Below are 11,835 nucleotides of genomic sequence, written 5' to 3' on the forward strand. Positions count from 1 at the left end.
TGAGGAGAACGACCGTGCCCCACCCGAGCACGAAGAGCCGGGCCCCCGGCTCGCCCACCCGGCGCACCCTGACCGCGGCGGCCCGAGCGGCGGCCAAGCGCGCGGAGCGGGCCGATCAGGAGCCCCCGCGGGACCAGGAGCCCCGGCCGGACCAGGAGCCCCGGTCCGGGCGGACGGTCGTCATCGAGGCGCCGGACGGCTGGGACGACCCGCCGGAGCCCGCGACGGACGGCGAGGAGATCGTCCTGCCCGTGCGCCGCCGCAGGCTCGGCACCCTGTCCCTCACGGTGCTGCTGGTGGCGGCCCTGGTCGCGGCGGGTGTGCTGGGCTGGCGGTACCAGGAGGGGCGGGCCACCGAACAGGCGCGTCAGGAGGCCCTGACGGCCGCGCGGAAGGCCGCGCCGGTGGTGCTGTCGTACGACCATCGCCGGCTGGAGCACGACTTCGCCCGGGCGCGTGCCCTGCTGACCGGGGAGTTCCGGGCGGAGTACGCCCGGACGACGAAGGCGGTGGTGGGGCCGACGGCGCGGAAGTACCGGGGCGTGGTGAAGGCGACGGTCGTGGCGCCGGCCGGCGGCGCCCCGGCGGCCTCGGTGGTGTCGGCCGCGCCGGACCGGGCGGTCGTGCTGCTCTTCGTCAACCAGGTCACGCAGAGCACCCAGGTCACGGGATCCCGCGTGGACCTGAACCGGGTGCGGATGACGATGGACCTGACCGACGACGGCTGGAAGGTGAGCGCCGTCGACGCGCTCTGACCTGCACTCCTGGAGAGCCCCCGCGCTGCGGCGCGGGGGCTCTTTTTGCGTACCCGGCTCGTGCCCGGCTCTTGACAGCTCTCCCCGACGACAGGCAGTCTTCCCCATGTCTTCCATTAAGCAGAAACCAACTTCCGCGATGCGAAATAGCAAGCGGATCAGCTAGTCAGGGAAGGGAGCGCGGCCCCGATGGGATTCGCAGACCAGCGCTTCAACGTCAACCTGTCGATCCTCTTCACGGAACTCCCGCTCCTGGAGCGCCCCGCGGCCGCCGCCGCGGCCGGCTTCACCGCGGTCGAGCTGTGGTGGCCCTGGATCGACTCGCCCACCCCCGAGCAGTCCGAGCTGGACGCGCTGAAGAAGGCCATCGAGGACGCGGGCGTCCAGCTCACCGGCCTCAACTTCTACGCCGGCCGGCTCCCGGGCCCGGACCGCGGCGCCCTGTCGGTGCCGGGTGAGGAGTCGGAGAGGTTCCGCGCCAACATCGACGTGACCGCCGACTTCGCCGCCTCCCTCGGCTGCAAGGCGCTCAACGCGCTCTACGGCAACCGCGTCGAGGGCGTCGACCCGGCCGAGCAGGACGCGCTGGCGCTGGAGAACCTCACGCTCGCGGCCCGGGCCGCCGACCGGATCGGCGCGATCCTGCTGATCGAGGCGCTGAACCAGCCCGAGTCGCCGCTCTACCCGCTGGTGAGCGCCCCGGCCGCGGTCGGGATCGTCGACAAGGTCAACGAGGCGACGGGACTCGGCAACGCCAAGTTCCTCATGGACCTCTACCACCTGTCCATGAACGGCGAGGACCTGCCGCAGGTGATCGCCGCGTACGCCGAGAAGACCGGCCACGTGCAGATCGCCGACAACCCGGGCCGCGGCGCCCCCGGCACCGGCACGCTCCCGCTGGAGGAGCTGCTCGACCAGCTGAGGAAGGCCGGTTACGACGGCTGGGTCGGCCTGGAGTACAAGCCCGGCGACCGCCCGAGCGCCGAGGCCTTCGACTGGCTGCCCGCCGAGGCCCGCGCCGCCCGCTGACCACCTTGCACTTGCACCAAGAGAGGCACCCCATCATGAGCAACCTCGCTGCTTCTTCCCACCCGACCCGCCCTGCGATCGCCTGGATCGGCCTCGGCATCATGGGCTCCCCCATGTCCGAGAACCTGATCAAGGCGGGCTACAGCGTCACCGGCTTCACCCTGGAGCAGGAGAAGCTGGACCGCCTGGCCGCCGCCGGCGGCACCGCGGCCGGTTCGATCGCCGAGGCGGTCAAGGACGCCGACGTGGTCGTCACGATGGTGCCCGCCTCCCCGCAGGTCGAGGCCATCGCCTACGGCCCCGACGGCATCCTGGAGAACGCCAAGTCCGGCGCGCTGCTGATCGACATGTCCTCGATCACCCCGCAGACCTCGGTCGACCTGGCGAAGGCCGCCAAGGACAAGGGCATCCGCGTCCTGGACGCCCCCGTCTCCGGCGGTGAGGCCGGTGCCATCGAGGCCGTGCTGTCCATCATGGTCGGCGGCGAGCAGGCCGACTTCGACCAGGCCAAGCCGATCTTCGAGGCGCTGGGCAAGACCATCGTGCTGTGCGGTCCGCATGGCTCCGGCCAGACGGTGAAGGCCGCCAACCAGCTCATCGTCGCCGTGAACATCCAGGCGTGCGCCGAGGCCGTGGTCTTCCTGGAGAAGTCGGGCGTGGACCTCGCCGCGGCCCTGGACGTCCTCAACGGCGGCCTCGCGGGCTCGACCGTGCTGACGCGGAAGAAGGACAACTTCCTGAACCGCGACTTCAAGCCGGGCTTCCGGATCGATCTGCACCACAAGGACATGGGCATCGTCACCGACGCCGCCCGCAACGTCGGCGCCGCGCTGCCGGTCGGTGCCGTGGTCGCCCAGCTGGTCGCCTCGCTGCGCGCCCAGGGCGACGGCGGCCTGGACCACTCGGCCCTGCTGCGGGCCGTGGAGCGCCTCTCCGGCGCCCAGGTCTGACGACCTCCCCGAGACCCCGGGCGGCGCCGCTGCTGACACCTGTCCTGTCGCGCCCAGGCGGCGGCGCCGCCCGGAATCCACTTCAACAAACTGTTGACGCCCCGATCGGCCCACTTCTAGGCTCCACAAAGCGGAAGTCGTTTTCCGCTGCCCCTCGTACGGAAGGTCCACGATGTCGAAGCGCGTGCTCACCACCGAGTCCGGCGCCCCGGTCGCCGACAACCAGAACTCCGCCTCCGCCGGCGTCGGCGGCCCCCTCCTCCTCCAGGACCAGCACCTCCTGGAGAAGCTGGCGCGCTTCAACCGCGAGCGCATCCCGGAGCGCGTGGTGCACGCCCGCGGCTCCGGCGCCTACGGCTACTTCGAGGTGACCGACGACGTCACCGGCTACACGCACGCCGACTTCCTGAACACGATCGGCAAGCGCACCGAGGTGTTCCTGCGCTTCTCCACCGTGGCCGACTCGCTCGGCGGCGCCGACGCGGTGCGCGACCCGCGCGGGTTCGCGGTCAAGTTCTACACCGAGGAAGGCAATTACGACCTCGTCGGGAACAACACCCCGGTCTTCTTCATCAAGGACCCGATCAAGTTCCCGGACTTCATCCACTCGCAGAAGCGCGACCCGTTCACCGGCAAGCAGGAGCCGGACAACGTCTGGGACTTCTGGGCCCACTCCCCCGAGGCCACCCACCAGATCACCTGGCTGATGGGCGACCGCGGCATCCCGGCGTCGTACCGCCACATGAACGGCTACGGCTCGCACACCTACCAGTGGACGAACGAGCAGGGCGAGGCCTTCTTCGTCAAGTACCACTTCAAGACGAACCAGGGCATCCGCTGCCTGTCCACCGAGCAGGCCCAGGAGATCGCGGGCAAGGACCCCAACTCCCACCAGACGGACCTGCTCCAGGCGATCGAGCGCGGCGTGAACCCGTCCTGGACGCTGTATGTGCAGATCATGCCGGCGGCCGAGGCGGCGGACTACCGGTTCAACCCGTTCGACCTGACCAAGGTGTGGCCGCACAAGGACTACCCGCTGCAGCGCGTGGGCCGCCTGGTCCTCGACCGCAACCCGGACAACGTGTTCGCCGAGGTCGAGCAGGCCGCGTTCTCCCCGAACAACTTCGTGCCGGGCATCGGTCCGTCCCCGGACAAGATGCTCCAGGGCCGCCTCTTCGCCTACGCCGACGCGCACCGCTACCGCCTGGGCGTCAACCACACCCAGCTCGCGGTGAACGCCCCGAAGGCGACCGTCGCGAACAACTACGGCCGCGACGGCTTCATGGCCGTCAACGGCCAGGGCCGGCACGCCAAGAACTACGAGCCGAACTCCTACGACGGCCCGGTCGAGACCGGCCGCCCGCTGTCCGCCCCGCTCGCGGTGACCGGCCACACCGGCACCCACGCGGCCCCGCAGCACACCAAGGACGACGACTTCTTCCAGGCGGGCGAGCTGTACCGGCTGATGAGCGCGGAGGAGAAGTCCCGCCTCGTCGCCAACATCGCCGGCGGCCTGTCCCAGGTCTCCCGCGACGACGTCATCGAGAAGAACCTGGCCCACTTCCACGCCGCCGACCCGGAGTACGGCAAGCGTGTGGAGGAGGCGGTCCGCGCCCTGCGCGAGGACTGAGGCCCGAGAACTCCCTGACCGCGCCCGGCCGCCGGACGACCCGGATGAGGGGTGGTCGCCCGGCAGGGGCGGGCGCGGACAGGGTGAGGACCGCGGCGGCGTGCGAGCCAGTGCGGTGGTGAAGGACTGGTGACTCCCTTCTCGACCTGAGGGAAGGGGCCGCCGGTACCGTCGCATCCGCCGCGGTCCCAGCACCACTCCGGACGAGCGCCGGGTGCGGACGGTCCCGCACCCGGCGCTTTCCGTGTCTCCGGAGCGTCGCCGGGGTGCGGATCGGTCCGGTGCGCAGCAGCCTGAAGGCATGGCACCTGCATCGGAGCATCCGCACGTCGTGGTCCATCCCCCCGCCCTGGACGGATCCCGACGGGTCACCGAGGGCGACGAGACGCTGGGGATCGCCACGCACGCCGACGACGTCGGCGAGATCCTGCGGCTGGCCGACCTGTATGTGACGGACGTGGCGGAGAGCGACTTCATCGAGTGGCAGGGCGGCGGCCCCGACGACTGGCCGGGGCTGTCGGAGCACCACGAGGCCTGACACGAGGCCTGAACGGCCGTACGTCACCGGTCGTATGGCCGGTACGACATGCTCAAATCAACCTCTGAACCCGCCCCCGGGAGGCGTAATCCACCCCCGGGGGCGGGCACAGTGCTGTCACGGGGCCCGCCGGCACGGGGGCGGCGGGCCCCGGCACGGGGGTGAGAGCCATGAGCGACGGTACGGCGGCCCTGGCGCCGCACGAGATCGCGCTGCTGCGGGGCGGCCCGCGCGCCGCCGTCACCGTCGCTCTGGTGGCGCTCCATCTGCGGGGCGTGGTGGAACCGGGACAGCCGGGCACGCTTCGCGCGGTGCCCTGGGACGCCGCGGCCGCCGCGCTCGCCTCCCCCTTCGAGGACGTCGTGCACTCCGCCCTGGACCGGCCGCTGCGGCCGCGCCGGCTCATGCGCCACGCGGACGTCCGTCTGGCCGTGGCCCTGACACGCGTCCCGCTCGCCGAGGCCGGGCTGCTGCGCTGGCCGTTCCTCGGCCCCACGCGGGCCGCCCGGCGCGAGGTGGAGGCCCTGCGGGCACGCCACCCGCTGCCCGTCCGGCGCCACGGCCTGACCGACCACGACAAACTGCTGGCCGTCGCCCTGCACGGCGAGGAGGCCCTGCGGGCGCTCGTGCCTCGGTTCGCCTACCGGGCGGGGCTGCTGCCGCGGGTCGACGTGACGGACGTACGCGGTACCAGCCCCTCCTGGGGCTACGGGGGCGCGGGACCGACCTGCGGCGGCGGGGACGGCGGCGGCTCCGACTGACTCCGCACGGGCATGCGAAAGGGCGGCCCACCCCCCGGATGGGCCGCCCTCAGCGTCGTACGAGCGTCGTGACCGTCGTATGACCGCCGTATGCGTCAGGCCTTCAGCGTCTTGATCGACGTCGGGGCGTGCCCCGGCTCGGTCGCGATCTCCTCGAACTCCACGACGTTGCTGATGTCGTTGGTGCCGGACATGGAGATGTTGGTGACGCGCTCGAGGATCGCCTCGACGACGACCGGCACCCGGTACTCGGCGGCCAGCTTCTTGGCCTGCTCGAACGCGGCGCCGAGTTCGCTCGGGTCGGTCACCCGGATCGCCTTGCAGCCGAGGCCCTCGGCGACCTTCACGTGGTCGACGCCGTAGACGCCCAGCTCGGGCGAGTTGATGTTCTCGAACTCCAGCTTGACCTGGAAGTCGATGTCGAACGCCCGCTGCGCCTGGCGGATCAGGCCGAGGTAGGAGTTGTTGACCAGGACGTGGACGTACGGGATCTTGTGCTGCGCGCCGACCGCCAGCTCCTCGATCATGAACTGGAAGTCGTAGTCGCCGGAGAGGGCGACGACCTGCGCCTCCGGGTCGGCCTTCGCCACGCCCAGCGCGGCCGGGATCGTCCAGCCCAGCGGGCCCGCCTGGCCGCAGTTGATCCAGTGGCGCGGCCGGTAGACGTGCAGCATCTGCGCGCCGGCGATCTGGGAGAGGCCGATGGTGGAGACGTACCGGGTCTCCGGGCCGAAGGCCTTGTTCATCTCCTCGTAGACGCGCTGCGGCTTGATCGGGATGTTGTCGAAGTGGGTGCGGCGCAGCAGGGTCGCCTTCTTCTCCTGCGCGGCGGCGGCCCAGGCGGAGCGGTCGGGCAGCCTGCCCGCGGCCTTCAGCTCCTTGGCGACCTCGACGAAGAGCTCCAGGGCGGCCTTGGCGTCGGAGGCGATGCCGTAGTCCGGGGCGAAGATCTTGCCGATCTGGGTGGGCTCGATGTCGACGTGGACGAACTTCCGGCCCTCGGTGTAGACGTCGAGCTTGCCGGTGTGGCGGTTGGCCCAGCGGTTGCCGATGCCGAGGACGAAGTCGGACTCCAGGAAGGTCGCGTTGCCGTAGCGGTGCGAGGTCTGCAGGCCCACCATGCCGGCGTTCAGCGCGTGGTCGTCGGGCAGCACGCCCCAGCCCATCAGGGTGGGCACGACCGGAGTGCCCGTCAGTTCGGCGAACTCCACCAGCAGATCGGCCGCGTCGGCGTTGATGACACCGCCGCCCGCGACGATCAGCGGGCGCTCGGCGGCGTTGAGCATGCCGATCGCCTTCTCGATCTGGGCGCGGGTCGCGGCGGGCTTGTAGGCCTGCAGCGGCTCGTAGGTCTCCGGGTCGAACTCGATCTCGGTGAGCTGGACGTCGATCGGCAGGTCGATCAGGACCGGGCCGGGGCGGCCGGAGCGCATCAGGTGGAAGGCCTGCTGGAAGACGCCGGGGACCTGCGCGGCCTCCAGGACGGTCACCGCCATCTTGGTGACCGGCTTGGCGATCGAGGCGATGTCGACGGCCTGGAAGTCCTCTTTGTGGATCACGGCGGTCGGGGCCTGGCCGGTGATGCACAGGATCGGGATGGAGTCGCCGGTCGCCGAGTACAGACCGGTGATCATGTCGGTGCCGGCCGGACCGGAGGTGCCGATGCAGACGCCGATGTTGCCGGGGTGGGTGCGGGTGTAGCCCTCGGCCATGTGGGAGGCGCCCTCGACATGGCGGGCAAGGGTGTGCGTGATGCCGCCGGAGGCTTTGAGGGCCGCGTAGAAGGGGTTGATCGCCGCACCGGGCACACCGAACGCGTCGGTGACGCCCTCGCGCTTGAGGATCTCGACTGCCGCGCGGGCAGCGGTCATACGAGCCATGGGAACTCCTGCTTCGGCTGTCGGATACGCACTCCCGTCGCGCCCCGCGGTGAGCACTTCTTCCGTATAGCGGAAATGAACTTCTACTATCTGGAAGCAATGTAGGGTGACAGACGAAAGCCGTCAAGAGACGCCCGAAGCGGCGGACAGACGAGCGCCGGGGGGAGCACGATGGGGGGCATGTCCGAGAGCGTGTCGGTGCGGTGTCCGGCCTGTCGGCGCGCCCATCTGTTCGCCGCGCCGTCCTATCCGTGCGCCTGCGGGGCACTCGTCGCGCCGCCGCTCGATCCCCACGCGCCCGCGACCGCCGTCACCCATCGCTCCTGGGACGAGGAGTGGGTGACCGTGCGCTGCGCCGCCTGCGACCGCCCGGCCCAGTGGCCGCACCCGGAGCTGGGCTGCCCCTGCGGCACGGTGCTGCGGCTCCCGGTGGCGGGCGTGGACGCCGCCCCGGAGGAGAAGCCCGCCGGGCCGGCGCGCCCGGCCTTCCAGCCGGTGACCATCCGCACCGCCCGCGACGCGGTCACCGCCGCCGCCCTCTATCTGCGCTGGCTCGGCCACCGGGACGTACGGCGCGCGGACCGGCGCCCGCCGTCCGGGATCGGGCTCGCCGCTCCCGGTGTGCTGGCCCAGGTGGACCCCACGGTGCGCCCGGCGCGGGCGCGGGACGTGGAGTGCCTGTGGCTGACCGCGATGACGGAGTCGGCGGCCTGCGTCTACTTCTCCCTCGCCGGGTACACCGACGAGGCCCGCGCCCGGGCCGACACGCTGGGCGTGCCGCTGTTCGTCCTCGACCTCACGGGCACCCCGCAGCCGGTCAACGACCACGCCGACGCGCTCACCGCCTGACGGCCGCACACACGACCGCGCCGGCCCCGCGGGTGCGGGAGCCGGCGCGGCCATGAACCTGTGTTACGGGGTGACGCAGCCGATCGAGCCGACCGGGAAGTTGTTGCCGGTCGAGGTGGCGGTGAAGCCGAAGGTCACACTGCCGTCCGGCGCGATGGTCCGGTTGTACTCGGCGTTCCGGACCGTGACCGTGCCGTCCGTCCCGGTGCTCAGCGTGCCGTTCCAGACCTGGCTGATCCTGGTGCCGTCGCCCGGCTGCCAGCGCACCGCCCAGCCGTTCTGCGGTGCCGTGTTGTGGTTCATCACCTCGACGGAACCCTGGAAGCCGCCGCTCCAGGAGTTCGTCACCGAGTAGACGGCCATGCACCCGGTGTGCGGCTCGGTGGGCGTCGGGGTCGGAGTCGGGGTGGGCGTCGGGGTCGGGGTGCCGTTCGAGCCGCGGATGCCGGTCACCTCGCCGTTGCCGCCGTCGAAGACGATGTCGGAGCAGGAGAAGAAGTTCTCCTGGCTGTCCGAGCGCACCCACTGGATGAACATCACCGCGTCACCGGAGCGGCCCGAGGGCAGCTTCAGGTCCCAGTAGTAGTGACCGGACTCGGAGCCCACCGAGCCGGACTGCGGCGGGTCGGTGACCGTCTGGATCAGCTCCAGGTCGCCCCAGCCCAGCGGCTGCGTGGGCGAGTAGCCGGGCTTGGACACGTACACCCGGAAGTCGCCCGGGTGCGCGGCCCAGTTGCTGTACTTGACCCGCATCGTCGCCCCGGAGGTGAGGTGCGTACGGGGCCAGTCGGCGCGGGCGGCGTTGTAGCCGGTGAAGTTGTACGGGGAGCGGTCGCCGGCGCTGCACAGCTTGCCGTCCGGCACATAGCCCGGCCCGCGTCCGCCCGCGTTGGAGTCGAGCACGGCGAACCAGTTGTACAGCGCCGTCGCACCGCTCTCGGCGAGCGCGGCCTTGCACGCCGGGTTCGTCGGGTCCAGGGCGCCGGTGCTGGTCTTGGCGTCCAGATAGCAGAGGTAGGTCCGCGATCCGGGCATCATCGCCACGCCGTGCGCCTGCGCGCTGCCCTGTCCGATCAGGGCCAGGCCGAGCCCGCTGAGCAGGGTGGCCAGCACCGCCAGTAAGGACAGTGATCGTCTGTTGTTTCTCGCCATCGTTTCTCCTGTCATGGTGGTGGGGTTGTGTGGGTCTCCTCGGGGGGTTCGGGGCCGGTCAGGCCGGCGGGGTGCCCCACGCCAGGGCCCCGCTCAGGTAGGCGGGGATCTTCGGGGCGTCGGCGTAGGACGTGGCGGTGGTACGGCTGTAGTCACCGGCCTCGTCGAACGCGGACCAGTCGGACTTGGCCATGCGCAGCTGGAGGTCGCCGGTGTCCTTGCCGGCGGGCAGGGTGCCGCTCTTGAAGGCGACCTCGAGGCAGGCGTCGGCGCCCGCGACCGGGGTGCTCAGCGGCACCACCCGCAGGGTGACGTTGGAGCAGCCGACGGCCGCGTGGTCGCAGAACGCGTTCACGGTGGGCGAGCCGCCGTCGCGGGTGAAGTAGTAGCGGGCGGTGACCTTGGTCAGGTCCACGGAGGCGCTGCCGGTGTTGCTGATCCGCAGGCCGGGGCGGATGGCGTTGTCCGTGGCCGAGGCGTCGTTGTTCTTGTATGTGACCTTGACGCCGCCGACCGGGTCGGGGCCGCCGCCGCCCGCCTCGGTGGTGACGCTCAGCGCGGTCGAGGCCGCGGAGACGTTCCCCGCGGCGTCCCGGGCGCGCACGGTGTAGCTGTACGCCGTGGCGGCGCTCAGCCCGGTGTCGGTGAACGTGGTCCCGGCGACCGGCGAGGCGCTGACCTCGGTGCCGTCGCGGTAGACGTCGTAGCCGGTGACGCCCACGTTGTCGGTGGCCGCCGTCCAGGCCAGGGAGACGCTGGACGCGGTCTTCGCGGTGGCCCGCAGACCGGTCGGCGCGGTCGGGGCGGTGGTGTCGACCGGGTCGGGGTCGCCACCGCCGTCGGTGGGCACGGCCGGGTACGCGTTCCGTACGAGTATCGAGAACTGGTCGTGGAACCAGTGGCCGGCGAGCGGCGCGTCCGGCATCGCGCCGGTCGGGTTGCCGCCCGCGTTGGGCGCGGTGTAGTCCGGGTTGCACATCGGGTCAGGGCGCTTGCCCTCCTCGTTCGGGATGTCCTTGCTCGCCCCGTCCGACTCCCCCGGCGGCTTGATCCACAGGAACGCGTCGAGGTGTGAGTCCGGGTAGCCCGCGGGCGAGGCCTGCGGGGGCTGCCCGAGTCCGGCGCCGTTGACGTTGCACCACAGGCCGCGGTGCGTGCGGCGGTCCACCTTGGACTGGCTGACGTAGGTGTCGAGGACCGTGCTGGTGGACTCGGCGGTCGGCCGGGCCGCGCCTCCCCAGCCGTTGCGGGAGGTGTCGACGACCATGCCGGTGGAGGCGGGCCAGCCCTGCGCCACCAGCGCGGCGTGCACCGCCTTGGTGAAGTCCGACTCGTCGAAGTTCGCGTTCCACTCGTAGAACTTGCCGGAGCGGATCTGGTTTCCGCCGACCGTCCTGGTCGGGTCGGTGAGGAACGGCTCGGCGAGCGGCGTGTAGTTGGAAACGTTGGTGATCAGCCCGTCCACGCTGCGCAGGCCGGCCGTGGTGCCCTTGACGACGTCCGTGTACAGCTGGGTGGTCTGGGAGAGGTTGTTGTCCCAGCCGAGCCAGCCCGAGTGGGCGAAGTCCATGTAGGTGTACACGTTCGGGATGGCGTGCAGCTTGTTCAGGGCGTACCGGATGGCGTCGACCTGGATGCCGCTGCTCTTGGCCTGGGCGCACTCCGGGTCGGAGAGGTTGGTGACCAGGTTGGGCAGGCCGTCCGGCTCGATGACCGTGGTGATGCGGATGTCCTGGTACTTCGGGTTGGCGAAGACCTTGGCGATCTCGTCGACGTACTCGCTCTTGTAGCGCGCCAGGCCCTCGGCGGTGAGGGGAAGTTCACCGTTGGAGGCGAGCGCTGCGCAGTCGCGGCCCGGCAGGTCGTACACGACGAAGGTGGCGACGAGCGGCTGGCCGGGCTTCTTCTGCGCGAGCGCCAGGTCGAGGTGGTCGGCGAGGCTCTTGCGGCCCGCGTTGGCGTCGCCGCCGTGGATGGCGGCGATCCGGTCCAGCCAGACGGCCGTCGGATAGCTCTTGACCTTCTCCATCCTGGCCTTGAGCGTGGCGTCGGTGGTCTTGGCGATGGACCCGTCGACCAGGCGGGCGTAGTCCGGGTTGACGTAGAACGAGGCGCCGGCGAAGGGATTGTCGACGTGTGCCTCGGCGGCGGACGCCTGGGGTGCGGACAGCTGGGCCGCGGCCCCCAGCAGCAGGGTGCTCAGCGCGATGGCCAGCGCCGCCGCCCGCTTGCGGTGCGGTCTGCGCGGGCGGGCGCCCCTGCGCCTGGTCCGGTCTGTCATGTGCTCTCCT

Annotated in this window: 10 protein-coding genes; 7 read left to right on the forward strand and 3 right to left on the reverse strand. The window is 71.3% G+C overall.

The annotated features are described in order from the left end of the window. Nucleotides 1–14 precede the first annotated feature (14 nt). The 6 genes from ACZ42A_RS19575 to ACZ42A_RS19600 all read left to right on the forward strand — a co-directional run bounded on the left by ACZ42A_RS19575 (nt 15) and on the right by ACZ42A_RS19600 (nt 5,663). On the forward strand, nt 15–755 hold the full coding sequence (locus tag ACZ42A_RS19575; RefSeq protein ID WP_468528484.1) for a hypothetical protein: 741 nt from the start codon (nt 15–17) through the stop codon (nt 753–755). Between the two features lie 189 nt (nt 756–944). Next, complete coding sequence (locus tag ACZ42A_RS19580; RefSeq protein WP_468528485.1) at nt 945–1,784, forward strand: TIM barrel protein; 840 nt, start codon at nt 945–947, stop codon at nt 1,782–1,784. A 35-nt stretch (nt 1,785–1,819) separates the two neighbouring features. Further along, entirely contained in the window at nt 1,820–2,734 is a 915-nt protein-coding gene (locus ACZ42A_RS19585) for a 2-hydroxy-3-oxopropionate reductase (protein WP_468528486.1), read from the forward strand. A gap of 172 nt (nt 2,735–2,906) precedes the next feature. Beyond that, complete coding sequence (locus tag ACZ42A_RS19590) at nt 2,907–4,364, forward strand: catalase (protein ID WP_468528487.1); 1,458 nt, start codon at nt 2,907–2,909, stop codon at nt 4,362–4,364. Nucleotides 4,365–4,665: 301 nt separating this feature from the next. Beyond that, the gene (locus ACZ42A_RS19595) at nt 4,666–4,902 is read left to right on the forward strand and encodes a hypothetical protein (protein ID WP_468528488.1); all 237 of its coding nucleotides are present in this window, start codon (nt 4,666–4,668) and stop codon (nt 4,900–4,902) included. A gap of 170 nt (nt 4,903–5,072) precedes the next feature. Continuing rightward, the gene (locus tag ACZ42A_RS19600) at nt 5,073–5,663 is read left to right on the forward strand and encodes a TIGR04222 domain-containing membrane protein (protein WP_468528489.1); all 591 of its coding nucleotides are present in this window, start codon (nt 5,073–5,075) and stop codon (nt 5,661–5,663) included. Between the two features lie 95 nt (nt 5,664–5,758). Here ACZ42A_RS19600 and gcl read toward each other — a convergent pair whose 3' ends face one another. Next, a complete protein-coding gene (gene gcl / locus ACZ42A_RS19605) occupies nt 5,759–7,543 on the reverse strand; it encodes a glyoxylate carboligase (protein WP_468528490.1) in 1,785 nt (594 codons plus the stop codon). A 171-nt stretch (nt 7,544–7,714) separates the two neighbouring features. Between gcl and ACZ42A_RS19610 the strand changes: the two genes are divergently transcribed. Further along, nucleotides 7,715–8,392 (forward strand): hypothetical protein, encoded by a 678-nt coding sequence (locus tag ACZ42A_RS19610; RefSeq protein ID WP_468528491.1) that lies wholly within the window; start codon nt 7,715–7,717, stop codon nt 8,390–8,392. Nucleotides 8,393–8,455: 63 nt separating this feature from the next. Here ACZ42A_RS19610 and ACZ42A_RS19615 read toward each other — a convergent pair whose 3' ends face one another. Further along, nucleotides 8,456–9,544, reverse strand: a complete 1,089-nt coding sequence (locus ACZ42A_RS19615; protein ID WP_468528492.1) for a lytic polysaccharide monooxygenase auxiliary activity family 9 protein — start codon at nt 9,542–9,544, stop codon at nt 8,456–8,458. Nucleotides 9,545–9,602: 58 nt separating this feature from the next. Continuing rightward, entirely contained in the window at nt 9,603–11,825 is a 2,223-nt protein-coding gene (locus ACZ42A_RS19620) for a glycoside hydrolase family 6 protein (protein ID WP_468528493.1), read from the reverse strand. Nucleotides 11,826–11,835: the final 10 nt, after the last annotated feature.

Source organism: Streptomyces sp. NPDC030838, from assembly GCF_055572035.1.